This window comes from Streptomyces sp. NPDC001816 (assembly GCF_042892235.1).
Taxonomy (GTDB): domain Bacteria; phylum Actinomycetota; class Actinomycetes; order Streptomycetales; family Streptomycetaceae; genus Streptomyces.
Genome location: NZ_JBIATY010000003.1, coordinates 233,837 through 247,790 on the forward strand (window position 1 = coordinate 233,837; position 13,954 = coordinate 247,790).

Sequence of the window (13,954 nt, forward strand, 5' to 3'; positions counted from 1 at the left end):
CGGCTAGGCCGTGCGGGGGCCACGGGCGCCACCCGTTCACCGCATTTCTGACAATCCGTCAGGAAGCGGACGGGCTCGAGTGCGACTTTCCTCAAAAGGGCAGGGGCCGCGCCCCCTGTACGAGTCGGATCAACGAGTCGGACCAGCCCTGGGGAGCACCATGCGACGCACCGCCCGTCTGCTGACCGGTACTGCGCTCGCCGTCGCCGCGGCGGGACTCGCCACGGCACCGGCCTACGGCGGGACCGGCAGTCTGCAGGTGTACCCGTCCACCACCATGCCCGGCAGCCAGGTCACGGTGAACACGGCGGCGTGCGGGGACAAGGGCACGGCGGTCGGTGACGCGGGCGCGGTCGGCGCCGGCACCTTCACGCTGGCGCCCAGCACGCACGAGGGCGAGGCGATCGGGCAGTTCCGGGTGCCGCCGAGCGCGCAGCCGGGAACGTACGAGATCGTCGCGCAGTGCGCGGAGGGCACCAAGCAGGTCACGGGCGACCTGGTCGTGGCGTTGGGCGCGGCGCACGAGCAGGTGCAGCCGCGGGGAAGCGTGAAGACGGGGGTCGGCGGCGCACTCGGCACCGACCCCGTGCATACCACGGCGGGTGTGGCGGCTCTGGCCGTCGCCGCCGCGGGCGGTACCTGGCTCCTGCATCGCCGGGCGAGAGGCGACGGGATCTGACGGACACCCTCCGCTGTCCGTCCGCCGGTACCGCAAGCCCCACCCCCTCCGGGTCCGATGCCCCTCGTGGCCCGGAGGGGGACGGGGGTCCGGGTCCCTTTCAGGGATCCACCCAAGTCTCAGGGATCCACCCAGGTTTCAGGGATCCACCCAAGTCCCGCCTCGCGGGAGGTTCGCCTAGGTTCGCCTCCGGAGAGGGTTCGTATGCGAAGGATCGGGGACACCGCCATAACCGTGGTCACCGTCGTAGCCCTCGGCTCGGCGGTGTGGCTGCTCGGCACGGGGGCCGCGACGCACGCGCCGCCGCAGCCGACGGCCGCCGAGGGCCGCCCCGACCCAGGCGAGGAACGGCTCACGGCCCCCGCGCTCGACCCGTCCCCGCCCACCCGGATCCGCATCCCCGCGATCAAGGTGAACGCCCCGCTCATGGGCCTCGCGCTCACCGGCTCCGGAAGCCTGGACGTGCCGCCCGCCGCGGAGAAGAACCTCGCCGGCTGGTACGAGGCCGGCACCACGCCCGGCGAGACGGGCACCGCGATCGTCGCGGGCCACGTCGACAACACCGAGGGCCCCGCCGTCTTCTACAACCTCGGCGGCCTGAAGCGGGGTGCCGTCGTCGAGGTGGACCGCGAGGACGGCAGCACCGCCGTGTTCACCGTGGACGCGGTGGAGGTGTACGCGGCCCGCAACTTCCCCGACGAGAAGGTGTACGGCGCGGCCAGGCGCCCCGAGCTGCGGGTCATCACCTGCGGCGGCGCCTATTCGAGGGCCACCGGCTACCAGGGCAACGTGGTGGTCTTCGCCCATCTGACGGGCAGCCGCTGACCCTCACAGCGCTCCGAGGTGCGCGTACGGGACTCTCACACCACCGGTCCGCCCCTGCTGAGGGCAGCGTTCCTCGTGGGAAACAGGAGTGATGCGGCCGGGTAACGTCGGGGCCGCACGCTCCTTTGCATGACCTCGAATACGCGTGTGGTGGTGATCGGCGCCGGCCTCGCGGGCGTACGGCTCGCCCGGCGGCTCGGCGAGCTGGGCATGCCCGCGCTGCTCGTCGGCGATGAGGAGCACCGGCCGTACAACCGGGTGCTGCTCGCCGAGGTGCTGGCCGGCCGGTACGCCCCGGAGGTGATCTCCCTCCCGACGCCCGGCGGCCTGGTGCGCACCCGGGTCACCGGCATCGACCGCACAGCGCGGCAGTTGCACTGCGCCGACGGCTCGTCGATCGCATACGACACGCTGGTGCTGGCCACCGGCTCCAACCCCGTGCTGCCGCCGCTGCGCGGCCTGTTCGCTCCGGACCACCAGCTGCCGGAGGGCGTCCACGCGTTCCGCACGATGGACGACTGCCTGGGCCTGTCCAAGGCGGTACGCCCGGGTGTGCGGGCGGTCGTCATCGGCGGCGGGCTGCTCGGGGTCTCCGCGGCCCGTGCGCTGGCCGTGCGCGGCGCACAGGTGGTCCTCGCCCAGCAGGCCGAGCGGCTCATGGAACGCCAACTCGACCCGAACGCGTCCCGGCTGGTGCTGCGGCACCTGTTGGACCTGGGCGTCGAGGTGCACACCGAGTGCCGGGTGCGCGACGTGCGCTGCGTCGGCGGCGCGGTCCGCTCGGTGGAGATGGCCGACGGGTACGCCCTCGACGCCGACCTGGTGGTCCTCGCCTGCGGGGTGCGGCCGCGCGCGGGTCTGGCGGAGCAGGCGGGCCTCGCCGTCCGGGGCGGCGTCCTCGTCGACGACCAGCTGCGCACCTCCGACCCGCACATCCACGCCATCGGCGACTGCGCCCAGCACGACGGCACGGTCTATGGCCTCGCCGCCCCTGCCCTCGAACAGGCCGACCTGCTCGCCGAGCTGCTCGCGGGCGACGCGAACGCCCGGTACACCGGCACCCGCGCGCTGACCCGGCTGACCCTCACCGGTCCCGACTCCCCCTTCGACCTCGCCGCGTTCGGCGAGACCGAGCCCCGCCCCGGCGACGACGTCGTGCAGCTCACCGACGCCACCCGGGGCACCTACCGCAAGGTCGTCGTCCGCGACGACCGCCTGGTCGGCGGGGTCCTCGTCGGCGAACTCGGCACCGTCGGCGCGCTCGCCCGCGCCTGGGAGGGAGCAGAGCCGCTCCCCGACGACGGCCCTCTGCTCCACCTGCTCACCAACGATGGAGGCTCCTGAATGACCGCCACCCTGGGGGCCACCCCCACGATCGTGCTCGTCGGCCACGGCATGGTCGGCCAGCGCTTCCTCGAAGCGCTCGCCGAGCGCGGCCTGACCGCCACGCACCGCGTGGTCGTGCTGTGCGAGGAGCCGCGTCCCGCGTACGACCGCGTCGCCCTCACCTCGTACTTCTCGGGCAGGACACCCGAGGAACTCTCCATGACCGACATGGAGTTCATCGAGACGCACGGCATCGAGCTGTACGTCGGCGACCCCGCGGAGACGATCGACCGCGCGGCGAAGACGGTCACGGCGAAGTCCGGCCAGGTCTTCGCGTACGACACGCTCGTCCTCGCCACCGGCTCCTACCCCTTCGTGCCGCCGGTGCCGGGCAAGGACGCCGAGGGCTGCTTCGTCTACCGCACGATCGAGGACCTGCTCGCGATCGAGGCGTACGCGAAGGCGAAGGCCCAGGTGGGCGCCGTGGTCGGCGGCGGTCTGCTGGGACTTGAGGCGGCCGGCGCGCTCAAGGGTCTCGGACTCACCTCCCACATCGTGGAGTTCGCGCCCCGCCTGATGCCGGTGCAGGTCGACGAGGGCGGCGGCGCGGCTCTCCTGCGCACCATCGAGGACATGGGCCTGACCGTCCACACGGGCGTGGGCACCCAGGAGATCGTGGTCGACGAGGCCGGTGCCGTCACCGGCATGAAGCTGTCCGACGGCTCCGAGCTGGCCACCGACCTTGTGGTGTTCAGCGCCGGTGTCCGCCCCCGCGACCAGCTGGCCCGCGAGTGCGGCCTGACCGTCGGCGAGCGCGGCGGCATCACGGTCGACGAGCAGTGCCGTACCGTCGCCGACCCGCACGTGTTCGCGATCGGCGAGTGCGCGCAGGCGGCGGACGGCCGGGTGTACGGCCTGGTCGCGCCGGGCTACGAGCAGGCGGAGACCGCGGCGGCCACGATCGCCGCCGATGAAGCGTCCTTCACCGGCGCCGACCTGTCCACCAAGCTGAAGCTGCTCGGCGTGGACGTGGCCTCCTTCGGCGACGCGCACGGCACCACCGAGGACTGCCTGGACGTCGTCTACTCCGACTCCCGCGCGGGCCTCTACAAGAAGCTGGTCATCGGCCGGGACGGCACGCTGCTGGGCGGCATCCTGGTCGGCGACGCGGACGCCTACGGCACCCTGCGCGCCCTGACCGGCTCCGTCCCACCCATCTCCCCCGAGTCGCTCGTCCTGCCCGCCGGAGCGGGCTCGGGGGCCCAGCTCGGCCCGTCCGCCCTGCCGGACGAGGCGATCATCTGCTCCTGCCACAACGTGTCCAAGGGCACGATCCGCGGCGCGGTCAACGACCACCGGTGCACGACCGTGCCCGAGGTGAAGAAGTGCACCAAGGCCGGTACGGGCTGCGGCAGTTGCGTCAAGGTGCTCGGCCAGCTGGTCACCGCCGAACTGGAGGCCTCCGGCGTCGAAGTCGACAAGGGCCTGTGCGGCTGCTTCTCGCAGACCCGCGAGGAGCTGTACGAGATCGTCCTCGCGCTCCGTATCAACACGTACCAGGACCTGCTCGACCGTTACGGCCGCGAGGAGGCCCGGGGCGGCGACGGCTGCGAGATCTGCAAGCCGGCGGTGGGCTCGATCATCGCCTCCCTCGCCCCGACGATCGGCGTGAGCGGCTACGTCCTGGACGGTGAGCAGGCGGCCCTTCAGGACAGCAACGACCACTTCCTCGCCAACCTGCAGAAGAACGGATCGTACTCGGTCGTCCCGCGCATCCCCGGCGGTGAGATCACCCCCGAGGGCCTGATCGTGATCGGTGAGATCGCCCGCGACTTCGGTCTCTACACGAAGATCACCGGCGGTCAGCGGATCGACATGTTCGGCGCGCGGGTCGAGCAGCTCCCGCTGATCTGGACCCGCCTGGTGGACGCCGGCTTCGAGTCCGGCCACGCCTACGGCAAGGCGCTGCGCACGGTGAAGTCCTGTGTCGGGCAGACCTGGTGCCGCTACGGCGTCCAGGACTCGGTCCGCATGGCGATCGACCTGGAGCTGCGCTACCGGGGCCTGCGCTCCCCGCACAAGCTCAAGTCGGCGGTCTCCGGCTGCGCCCGCGAGTGCGCGGAGGCCCAGTCGAAGGACTTCGGCGTGATCGCCACCTCCAACGGCTGGAACCTGTACGTCGGCGGCAACGGCGGCGCCACCCCGCGCCACGCGGACCTGCTCGCGCAGGACCTGTCCGACGCCGAACTCGTCCGTCTGATCGACCGGTTCCTGATGTTCTACATCCGCACCGCCGACCGGCTGGAGCGCACCTCGACCTGGCTGGAGCGGATCCCCGGCGGCCTGGACCATGTGCGCGAGGTGGTCGTGGAGGACTCCCTCGGCATCTGCGAGGAGCTGGAGTCCCTGATGGCGGACCACGTGGCCCACTACGCCGACGAGTGGGCGACCACCATCAACGACCCGGAGAAGCTCGCCCGGTTCGTGTCCTTCGTCAACGCGCCGGACACCCCCGACCCGGTCGTCGGCTTCGTGCCCGAGCGCGACCAGATCAAGCCCGACCTGCCGCTGCTGACCATCGGCCACCGCCCCCTGGAAGGAAGCGCCCAGCGATGACCCTGGCACCCGAGACGACCGACCTGAAGGTTCAACTGCGACTGGAGGACGGCTGGTTCACGGTCTGCGACCTGCACCGGCTGGTGCCCGGCCGGGGCGTTGCGGCCCTGCTGCCGGACGGCCGCCAGGTGGCCGTCTTCCGCGACCGCGCCGACCAGCTTTACGCCATCGACAACCGCGACCCGTTCGGCGGCGCGGCGGTCCTCTCCCGCGGCCTGACCGGCACCCACCAGGGCCGCCCGTTCGTGGCGTCCCCGCTGCTCAAGCAGCGCTTCGACCTGGAGTCCGGGCAGTGCCTGGACGACGAGTCGGTGCGGGTGGCGGCTTACCAGGTGCGCAGCACCTGACGAGTGCAGTGCGCAGCACCTGACTGGAGCAGCACGGAATCTGCTTGACCGATCGTTCCAGAAATACCTAGGCTGCGTCACATGGCCAGGACCAAGGAATTCGACCCCGACGCCGCGCTGCAGTCGGCCCTGGAGCTGTTCTGGCGGCGCGGCTACGAGGCGACGTCGATGAGCGACCTGGTCGAGCACCTGGGCATCGGCAGGGCGAGCCTGTACGCGACGTTCGGCAACAAGCACCAGCTGTACCTGAAGGCGTTCGACCGGTACGAGCAGTCCGGACTCGCGCGGATCGTGCACGAGCTGTCCCAGCCGGGCCCTGCCCTGCCGGCCGTGCGAGCGGTCGTACGCCGCTATGCGGACGAGGCGGCCCACGGGGAACTGCGCCGCAGCGGCTGCCTGGTCACGAACACGGCGGCCGAGCTGGCCCCGCACGATCCGGCCGCCGCCCGGCGCGTGGAGCGCAACTGGGACCACCTGGAGACGGTCCTGCACACCACCCTGGTGCGCGCCCGGGCGCAAGGCGAGCTGCCGCCCGACCGCGACCCGCTCGCCCTGTCCCGCACGCTGCTGGTGCTGATGCAGGGCCTGCGGGTCGTCGGCAAGGCGTCCTCGGACCCGGCCCGAGTGCGGGACGCGGCGGAGCAGGCGCTGACCCTGCTGGACTGATGTACCGCCCTCCACGCGAGGGCCTCTTTGCGGCCCTCATACTGAACCGATCGGTCTAGAAAAAGGGGAGATCATGACCACCACCCGTTTCACCGGCAGGACCGCCCTCGTCACCGGCGCCGGCTCCGGCATCGGACGGGCCGTCGCCCTCGCGTTCGCCGCGCAGGGCGCGCACGTCGTCGTCGCCGGGCGCAGGCCAGAGCCCCTGGACGAGACCGTCCGGCTGATCGAGGAGCAGGGCGGCAAGGCCCTCGCGGTGACCGCCGACGTCTCCCGGTCCGGCGACGCGGAGGCGCTGGTCCGGGCCGCCGTCGAGCACTTCGGCTCACTCGACGTGGCCGTCAACAACGCCGGCGTCTTCCGGGGCGGACAGCCGCTCGCCGAGCTGCCGGAGGACGACTGGCACACCCAGCTCGCGATCAACGTCACCGGCGTCCACCTGGCCCTGCAGGCCCAGATCCGCCGGATGCGCGCCCAGCCGTCGGGCGGCGCGATCGTGAACGTGTCCTCCACGTTCGGCCTGCACGCCACCTCCGCCGGAGCCGCCGCCTACGCGGCGACCAAGGCCGCCGTGACCGCCCTCAGCCGGGGTGCCGCCCTGGACCACATCGGCGACGGCGTCCGCATCAACGTGGTCAGCCCGGGCGCCACCGCCACCTCGATGTCGCTGCGCCCCGGCGAGACGGACGCCGACCGCACCGAGCGCGCGAAGGCCACTCTCCCGCTCGGCCGGATCTCCGCCACCGAGGAAGTCGCCGCAGCCGTCCTCTACCTGGCCTCCGACGACGCGGCCTCGGTCGTCGGCACCGACCTGGTGGTGGACAGCGGCGGCTCGCTGTGAGCAACCGGGTTCACGGGCCGGAGCCGTCGGACCCCCGGTAGTGGCGCGCCTGGGCCCCCTCGACATCGGTCAGGTCATCGGCCACCGCGTCCAGTTCCTGCCGGGCGTACTCGTCGAGGAACGGAAACAGGGCTCCGCAGTCCCGGCAGGCCCGCGCGAATCCGGCGCCGAACGTCGGCCGCGGTTTCAGGATTCCCGGGCGGCGGAACCTGAGCTGAAGGCGTTCCTTCCATCGCTCAGTCGAGATGAGTTCCCCGACCGGACTCAGCCGGTCCGAGCCGCATATCCAGCAACGCATACCGGGAACCATACGCAGCCGGGTCACCTGGGACGTTGTGAAGGAGGACAGCGCAACCTGCACGGCCCAACAATCAACCATGCGCCGGGATTACGAGGGGGGGGTGCGGCGGTGTGTTCACGCCTTGAGAGCGCCGAACTCCACGCCTGTCAGCTGCACCGAGGCGTCCCAGAGCATGCTCGCCACCTCGTCGTTGAGCGTCCAGGGCGCCCGCCAGGACGGCGCGGGCGCACCCCGCCAGTTCGCGAACGAGGGCCCGAAGAAGGCGTCCGGTCGTACGCCGGGCGCGGTCGCCGCGTACAGCGTGGGCAGCGCGCCCGCCTCCGCCGGCTGGGCGAAGATCCGGTTGCCGATCTCCATGGCCCGCTCGGCACCCCTGCGCCCCTCGGCGCGCGGCCCGGCGGTCTGGAGGTTGGTGGCGGCGTAACCCGGATGGGCGGCGGCCGCGACGAGGTCGGCGTGCTGTCTGGTCAGCCGCCACGCCAACTCGTGTGTGAACAGGAGGTTCGCGGTCTTGGACCGGGCGTAGGCGATCCAACGCCGGTACCGGCGCTCGCTGTTGAGGTCGTTGATGTCGATGTTGGCGAGGGCGTGCATCATGCTGGAGACGGTCACGACGCGGGCACCCGGGGTGGCGAGCAGGGCGGGCAACAGCAGCCCGGTGAGGGCGAAGTGCCCGAGATGATTGACCCCGAACTGCGTCTCGAACCCGTCCTCGGTCGTCCCGTACGGCGGCGCCATCACACCCGCGTTGTTGACGAGCAGGTCGATCCGCTCGTACGGCACCCGGTCCGCGAAGTCCCGCACGGACGCCAGATCCCCGAGATCCAGCCGCTCCACCTCGACCTCGGCCCCCGGCACCTGAGCCACGATCCGCTCCCCGGCGTCACGCCCCCGCGCCTCGCTCCGGCACGCGAGCACGACCCGGGCTCCCTTGCGGGCCAGTTCCCGCGCGGTGACGTAGCCGAGGCCGCTGTTGGCGCCGGTGACGATGGCCAGGCGGCCGGTCTGGTCAGGGATGTCGGTCGCGGTCCAGCCGGGCATGGGGCGAGTCCTTCCGCATCGGGGCGCCGTGAAAGCACCGTCGCCAGCATTGTCACGCCCGGCCCGACGGCCGGCATGATCACACTCCGGGAACGTCACGGCTTCAGTGCAGGGGCGGCCGCGCCTCGGGCGTGCTCGGCACGGGCTGTGTGTCCAGGTAGAACCACTCGGCCGTGGGTCCTGGTACCGGTGCCGACTCCGCCGCGGGCGCCGCCACGGGCTCCGCGCCGGGTGACGGCGCCTCGGCCGCCGGCCCCGTCGCATCCGGCATCAGCAGTTCCACCCTCAGGCCCGCCCCCCGCTGCTGCGCCACGAACTCGTCGATCTGGGTGCGGCACGCGTGGTCCAGGTGGGTGACCCCGAGCAGGTCGAGGCGGATGCGGGGACGCCCCGAGGATAGGCACCGGCGTTGCCCGCATGAGACCGGAGGGGAGGGTGACACCCGCGCAGTGACGTCACAAACTCCCCCAAGGCATCATGGAGTTCATGACCACACCCCGAAAGGCCCATGCCGCGTAACCGGCCCGCCGCCCTGCGCGACGCCCACCGGACCACTCCGTCCCCCCGCATCTGGAAAGAGCCCCCTCCGCCCCGCATACCCGGCCTGTCCCACCGCACCAGCCTCGCCATCCACCGCGCAGAGCGCCTCTCGCCCGGCTTCTGGTTCCCACACGGCGCGACCGAGACCGCCCTCCGCCGCTACCGCGCGTTTCTCCACCCACCGGGACGCCGCCCTCGCTACCCCCGCGAGTCCTACTGCGCCAGCTGCCCGGGCTGCGCCCTCGACGACGTACGCCAGGCCCGCGACGCCCTGTCCGACATCCTGCTCCTACTCCCTCCCCGCGCCCGAGCCGAACTGCGTCGCGCGGTGACACCGCTGGACCGCCGCTACCTGCGCCTCACACTTCCCGACCCACTGGCGGCACGGACGGAGCCTTGGTGGCGCCGGCGTCTCGCGAAGGGCGTCGAGGGATGGTGAGCCCCGACCGCGCGGCAACACCGCCCGGGAGGCACCTCCGGCCGGGGGCACCTCCGGCCGGGCGGGACTTTTCCCGGTGAACGGCACAACTTTTCGGGGCGAGGGTGCATCCAACACAATGACCTTCATCCACCCATTCGCCCGATGGAGGCGGATGCGCCATGTCTCTGTTCTCTCACCACTTGTCCCGTCGCGGCACGGTCGCCCTGCTGACCGCGGCGCTCGCCGGGATCACGGCCGGCGGGGCCGCCTGGGGCGTGACCTCGACGGCGGCGCAGGCGTCGGCCGGGGTCCGTACCTGCTCCACGAGCGATCTCTATCTCTCCATGGGCCGCAAGGAGGGTGCGGCCGGTTCTCTCTACTGGACCATCCGGTTCACCAACACCAGCACCACCAAGTGCGCGCTGCGCGGCTTCCCGGGCGTCAGTGCCCTGGACACCGCACACCGGCAGACAGGACCCGCCGCCACCCGCACCGGCGAGTCCTACTCGACGGTGACGCTCGCCCCCGCCCACGCCGGCTTCGCGGTCATCCGCACCACCAACGGCCCCGTCGGCGGGCCCTGCCTGCGCACCGGCACCTACCTGCGGATCTACCCGCCGGCCTCGCACACCGCGGTCCTCGTGCCGGCTCGCTGGACCATCTGCTCCAGCACCTTCCAGGTCGGCCCGGTCAACACCGACGGCACCTTCTGAACCTTCTGACAGTGCCGTCGGGCAGCGGAAACGGGCGGCACCCGCGCACGGGCCGCCGCAGCCAGCCCACCAGGCTTCGCGCCAGCTCGGCCACCGGGAACAGCCCCTCCGCCATCACCACACGGTCCTCGTCCCGGATGGTCAGGTCGGCTTCGATGTCCACGAGGAGGAGGGCCGTGGGCGCCGTCTCGGGCCTCAGGCCGCGTCGATCCAGGTCCTGCGCCGCCAGGTTCTCGTACGCGAACTTCACCGCCATCCGGCCCTCCCCACAGTCCAAGGGCCGCCGACGTGCAGGCCGTTCGAGCCGCAAACCCTAGCAAGCTGCTTCAAAAACGCCGGAGGGGCGCCACCCCCGCACAGGGTGGCGCCCCTCCTTTCGTGCGCCGGAGCCGCCGCCGATCGGTCTGAGGGTCGGGGACCGACGGCGGCTCCGGGGTCTGGGGAGGCCGGGCGCCGGGGCCGGGCCTCCGGTGGAGGTCAGCGGTGGTCGCTGCCCTCCGACTGGGTGGCCGCGCGGCCTGCCTCCAGGCGGGCGACCGGGATGCGGAACGGGGAGCAGGAGACGTAGTCCAGGCCGGCCTCGTGGAAGAAGTGGACCGACTCGGGGTCGCCGCCGTGCTCGCCGCAGACGCCGAGCTTCAGGTCGGGACGGGTCTCGCGGCCCGCCTTCGCCGCCGCCTTCACGAGGGAGCCGACGCCGTCCTTGTCGATCGTCTCGAAGGGGCTGACGCCGAAGATGCCCTTCTCCAGGTAGGCCGTGAAGAACGAGGCCTCCACGTCGTCGCGGCTGAAGCCCCACACCGTCTGGGTCAGGTCGTTCGTGCCGAAGGAGAAGAACTCCGCCGCCTCCGCGATCTGGCCGGCCGTGAGGGCCGCTCGCGGCAGCTCGATCATGGTGCCGATCGCCAGCTTCAGCTGGGTGCCGGTGGCCGCCTCGACCTCGGCGATGACCTGGTCCGCCTCCTCGCGGACGATCTCCAGCTCCTGGACGGTGCCGACGAGCGGGATCATGATCTCGGCGCGCGGGTCGCCCTTGCCGTTCTTGCGCGCGGCCGCGGCCTCGGCGATGGCGCGGACCTGCATCGTGAACAGGCCGGGGATGACCAGGCCGAGGCGGACACCGCGCAGGCCGAGCATCGGGTTCTGCTCGTGCAGGCGGTGGACCGCCTGGAGCAGACGCAGGTCGTTCTCGTGCGGCTCCTGGCGGGACTCGGCCAGAGCCACGCGGACCGACAGCTCCGTGATGTCGGGCAGGAACTCGTGCAGCGGCGGGTCGAGGAGACGGATGGTCACAGGCAGGCCGTCCATCGCCTCGAACAGCTCGACGAAGTCCTTCTTCTGCAGGGGCAGCAGCTCCTGCAGGGCGGCCTCGCGCACCTCCTCGGTGTCCGCGAGGATCAGCTTCTCGACCATCTCGCGGCGCTCACCGAGGAACATGTGCTCGGTGCGGCACAGGCCGATGCCCTGGGCGCCGAAGCGACGGGCGCGCAGCGCGTCCTCGGCGTTGTCCGCGTTGGCGCGCACCCGCAGGCGGCGCTTGCGGTCGGCGAAGGCCATCATGCGGTGCACGGCCTCGACCAGCTCGTCGGCGTCGTCGGCGCCCGGGTGCATCCGGCCCTCGAAGTACTCCACCACGGGGGACGGGACCACCGGGACCTCACCGAGGTACACCTTGCCGCTCGACCCGTCGATGGAGATCACGTCGCCCTCCTCGACGACGTGACCGCCCGGGACCGTCATCCGGCGGCGCTTGGTGTCGACCTCGAGCTCCTCGGCGCCACACACACAGGTCTTGCCCATGCCGCGCGCGACGACGGCCGCGTGGGAGGTCTTGCCGCCACGGGAGGTCAGGATGCCCTCGGCCGCGATCATGCCGTCGAGGTCGTCGGGGTTGGTTTCCCGGCGGACCAGGATGACCTTCTCGCCCGAGCGGGACCACTTCACGGCGGTGTACGAGTCGAAGACCGCCTTGCCGACCGCGGCGCCCGGCGAGGCCGCGATGCCCCGGCCGACCTGCTCGGCCTTGGCGTGCTCGTCGAAGCGCGGGAACATCAGCTGCGCCAGCTGGGCGCCGGTGACGCGCTGGAGCGCCTCGGTCTCGTCGATCAGGCCCTGATCCACCAGCTGGGTGGCGATGCGGAAGGCGGCACCGGCGGTGCGCTTGCCCACGCGGGTCTGGAGCATCCAGAGCTGGCCGCGCTCGATGGTGAACTCGATGTCGCAGAGATCCTTGTAGTGGTTCTCCAGGGTCTCCATGATCTGCATGAGCTGGTCGTACGACTTCTTGTCGATCGACTCCAGCTCCGCGAGCGGGACCGTGTTGCGGATGCCCGCGACCACGTCCTCGCCCTGGGCGTTCTGGAGGTAGTCGCCGTAGACGCCCTGGTGGCCCGAGGCGGGGTCGCGGGTGAAGGCGACGCCCGTGCCGGAGTCCGGGCCCAGGTTGCCGAAGACCATCGAGCAGACGTTGACGGCCGTGCCGAGGTCGCCGGGGATGCGCTCCTGGCGGCGGTACAGCTTGGCGCGGTCGGTGTTCCACGAGTTGAAGACCGCCTCGATGGCGAGGTCCATCTGCTCGCGCGGGTCCTGCGGGAAGTCCCGGCCGGCCTCGGCCTTGACGATCTTCTTGAACTTGGTGACCAGCTTCTTCCAGTCGGCCGCTTCGAGGTCCGTGTCCACGGTGACCTTCTTGGCCGCCTTGGCCGCCTCGAGGGCCTCCTCGAACAGCTCGCCGTCGACGCCGAGAACGGTCTTGCCGAACATCTGGATGAGACGGCGGTAGGAGTCCCACGCGAACCGGTCGTCGCCGGCCTGCTTGGCCAGGCCCTGCACCGACTTGTCGGAGAGGCCGATGTTCAGGACGGTGTCCATCATGCCGGGCATGGAGAACTTCGCGCCGGAGCGGACGGAGACCAGCAGCGGGTTGTCGGCCTGGCCGAGCTTCTTGCCCATGTTCTGCTCAAGGGCGTCGAGGTGCGCACTCACCTCGTCACGCAGTGCCGCGGGCTCCTCGCCGCTCTCCAGGTAGACCTTGCAGGCCTCCGTGGTGATGGTGAAGCCGGGAGGGACCGGAAGACCCAGGTTGGTCATCTCGGCGAGGTTGGCACCCTTGCCGCCGAGGAGGTCCTTGAGGTCCTTGTTGCCCTCGGTGAAGTCGTAAACGAACTTCGCTACGTGGGGTTCTTTGTTTTCCGACACGGGTCTCGACTCCTTGAGGCCGCGGTGGCTGCCCTGACGGCGAGGAACATACCCAGATCGAAGGCGTCTGGGTACGTCCACTTGTGCGTCATGGGCCTGTAACCAGTCGTCCGCCAGCGGATCGAAAGTCAAAGCTTGACAAGCTAAACGCAGCTGATGTTTTCACTTCTTGAAGGCAGCAAGGCCCACAGGGCCGGTTTTCCGCTCAGATGAGCGCGAGCACAGCACATCTGATTTCGATCGATGAACGATCAAGGGGTGGCACCGAGTGCCACCCCTTGGAGAAGTGCAGTCGCCCATGATCCGCTCATCTGAGCGCAACCCTTATCAAGGGTGGCGAGAATCACGCTGCCACAGCAGGCCGGATTTCACCATGCGGACGGCTTCTGAGACCGAAAACCGATGGGCTGCATCCATATGCGGCTCCGCCGCGGACACAC

The 13,954-nt window shown here is 71.2% G+C and carries 13 protein-coding genes and 1 pseudogene; 9 read left to right on the forward strand and 5 right to left on the reverse strand.

Annotated elements, in window-relative coordinates:
- The first annotated feature begins 160 nt into the window (after positions 1 to 160).
- The 7 genes from ACFYZZ_RS12090 to ACFYZZ_RS12120 all read left to right on the forward strand — a co-directional run bounded on the left by ACFYZZ_RS12090 (position 161) and on the right by ACFYZZ_RS12120 (position 7,300).
- On the forward strand, positions 161 to 679 hold the full coding sequence (locus ACFYZZ_RS12090; protein WP_386572004.1) for a hypothetical protein: 519 nt from the start codon (positions 161 to 163) through the stop codon (positions 677 to 679).
- 204 nt (positions 680 to 883) lie between these two features.
- Entirely contained in the window at positions 884 to 1,504 is a 621-nt protein-coding gene (locus tag ACFYZZ_RS12095; RefSeq protein WP_389174264.1) for a class F sortase, read from the forward strand.
- A gap of 129 nt (positions 1,505 to 1,633) precedes the next feature.
- The gene (locus ACFYZZ_RS12100; protein WP_389174267.1) at positions 1,634 to 2,848 is read left to right on the forward strand and encodes an NAD(P)/FAD-dependent oxidoreductase; all 1,215 of its coding nucleotides are present in this window, start codon (positions 1,634 to 1,636) and stop codon (positions 2,846 to 2,848) included.
- Complete coding sequence (gene nirB / locus ACFYZZ_RS12105; RefSeq protein WP_389174270.1) at positions 2,849 to 5,446, forward strand: nitrite reductase large subunit NirB; 2,598 nt, start codon at positions 2,849 to 2,851, stop codon at positions 5,444 to 5,446.
- Complete coding sequence (gene nirD, locus ACFYZZ_RS12110; RefSeq protein ID WP_389174273.1) at positions 5,443 to 5,793, forward strand: nitrite reductase small subunit NirD; 351 nt, start codon at positions 5,443 to 5,445, stop codon at positions 5,791 to 5,793. Before nirB ends, nirD begins: the two co-directional genes overlap by 4 nt.
- Before the next feature lie 81 nt (positions 5,794 to 5,874).
- A complete protein-coding gene (locus ACFYZZ_RS12115) occupies positions 5,875 to 6,459 on the forward strand; it encodes a TetR/AcrR family transcriptional regulator (RefSeq protein WP_389174276.1) in 585 nt (194 codons plus the stop codon).
- Positions 6,460 to 6,532: 73 nt separating this feature from the next.
- A complete protein-coding gene (locus tag ACFYZZ_RS12120; RefSeq protein WP_389174279.1) occupies positions 6,533 to 7,300 on the forward strand; it encodes an SDR family NAD(P)-dependent oxidoreductase in 768 nt (255 codons plus the stop codon).
- A 10-nt stretch (positions 7,301 to 7,310) separates the two neighbouring features.
- Here the strand turns inward: ACFYZZ_RS12120 and ACFYZZ_RS12125 are convergent, their stop codons facing one another.
- The 3 genes and pseudogenes from ACFYZZ_RS12125 to ACFYZZ_RS12135 form a co-directional block, all read right to left on the reverse strand.
- A complete protein-coding gene (locus ACFYZZ_RS12125) occupies positions 7,311 to 7,598 on the reverse strand; it encodes a hypothetical protein (protein WP_389174282.1) in 288 nt (95 codons plus the stop codon).
- A 117-nt stretch (positions 7,599 to 7,715) separates the two neighbouring features.
- Positions 7,716 to 8,642 (reverse strand): oxidoreductase, encoded by a 927-nt coding sequence (locus tag ACFYZZ_RS12130; RefSeq protein ID WP_389174285.1) that lies wholly within the window; start codon positions 8,640 to 8,642, stop codon positions 7,716 to 7,718.
- 103 nt (positions 8,643 to 8,745) lie between these two features.
- Positions 8,746 to 9,039, reverse strand: a pseudogene (locus tag ACFYZZ_RS12135) (SulP family inorganic anion transporter); the annotation flags it as partial.
- A gap of 111 nt (positions 9,040 to 9,150) precedes the next feature.
- Between ACFYZZ_RS12135 and ACFYZZ_RS12140 the strand changes: the two are divergent.
- On the forward strand, positions 9,151 to 9,621 hold the full coding sequence (locus ACFYZZ_RS12140; protein ID WP_389174288.1) for a hypothetical protein: 471 nt from the start codon (positions 9,151 to 9,153) through the stop codon (positions 9,619 to 9,621).
- A 161-nt stretch (positions 9,622 to 9,782) separates the two neighbouring features.
- Positions 9,783 to 10,316: a DUF4232 domain-containing protein gene (locus ACFYZZ_RS12145; RefSeq protein ID WP_389174291.1), complete on the forward strand. Its 534-nt coding sequence runs from the start codon at positions 9,783 to 9,785 to the stop codon at positions 10,314 to 10,316.
- On the opposite strand, the gene ACFYZZ_RS12150 is transcribed toward ACFYZZ_RS12145, so the two are convergent.
- Together ACFYZZ_RS12150 and ppdK are read right to left on the reverse strand one after the other, a co-directional pair.
- Positions 10,294 to 10,572, reverse strand: a complete 279-nt coding sequence (locus tag ACFYZZ_RS12150; protein ID WP_389174293.1) for a hypothetical protein — start codon at positions 10,570 to 10,572, stop codon at positions 10,294 to 10,296. The two genes, ACFYZZ_RS12145 and ACFYZZ_RS12150, sit on opposite strands and share 23 nt — an antisense overlap.
- A 221-nt stretch (positions 10,573 to 10,793) precedes the next feature.
- Complete coding sequence (gene ppdK / locus ACFYZZ_RS12155) at positions 10,794 to 13,514, reverse strand: pyruvate, phosphate dikinase (RefSeq protein WP_389174296.1); 2,721 nt, start codon at positions 13,512 to 13,514, stop codon at positions 10,794 to 10,796.
- Positions 13,515 to 13,954 lie beyond the last annotated feature (440 nt).

What these genes read in the sequence shown, in the direction of transcription:
- ACFYZZ_RS12090 (WP_386572004.1), top strand. Translation starts at nt 161, where the DNA reads ATGCGACGCACCGCCCGTCTGCTGACCGGTACTGCGCTCGCCGTCGCC.
- ACFYZZ_RS12095 (WP_389174264.1), top strand. Translation starts at nt 884, where the DNA reads ATGCGAAGGATCGGGGACACCGCCATAACCGTGGTCACCGTCGTAGCC.
- ACFYZZ_RS12100 (WP_389174267.1), top strand. Translation starts at nt 1,634, where the DNA reads ATGACCTCGAATACGCGTGTGGTGGTGATCGGCGCCGGCCTCGCGGGC.
- nirB (WP_389174270.1), top strand. Translation starts at nt 2,849, where the DNA reads ATGACCGCCACCCTGGGGGCCACCCCCACGATCGTGCTCGTCGGCCAC.
- nirD (WP_389174273.1), top strand. Translation starts at nt 5,443, where the DNA reads ATGACCCTGGCACCCGAGACGACCGACCTGAAGGTTCAACTGCGACTG.
- ACFYZZ_RS12115 (WP_389174276.1), top strand. Translation starts at nt 5,875, where the DNA reads ATGGCCAGGACCAAGGAATTCGACCCCGACGCCGCGCTGCAGTCGGCC.
- ACFYZZ_RS12120 (WP_389174279.1), top strand. Translation starts at nt 6,533, where the DNA reads ATGACCACCACCCGTTTCACCGGCAGGACCGCCCTCGTCACCGGCGCC.
- ACFYZZ_RS12125 (WP_389174282.1), bottom strand. Translation starts at nt 7,598, where the DNA reads ATGCGTTGCTGGATATGCGGCTCGGACCGGCTGAGTCCGGTCGGGGAA.
- ACFYZZ_RS12130 (WP_389174285.1), bottom strand. Translation starts at nt 8,642, where the DNA reads ATGCCCGGCTGGACCGCGACCGACATCCCTGACCAGACCGGCCGCCTG.
- ACFYZZ_RS12140 (WP_389174288.1), top strand. Translation starts at nt 9,151, where the DNA reads ATGCCGCGTAACCGGCCCGCCGCCCTGCGCGACGCCCACCGGACCACT.
- ACFYZZ_RS12145 (WP_389174291.1), top strand. Translation starts at nt 9,783, where the DNA reads ATGTCTCTGTTCTCTCACCACTTGTCCCGTCGCGGCACGGTCGCCCTG.
- ACFYZZ_RS12150 (WP_389174293.1), bottom strand. Translation starts at nt 10,572, where the DNA reads ATGGCGGTGAAGTTCGCGTACGAGAACCTGGCGGCGCAGGACCTGGAT.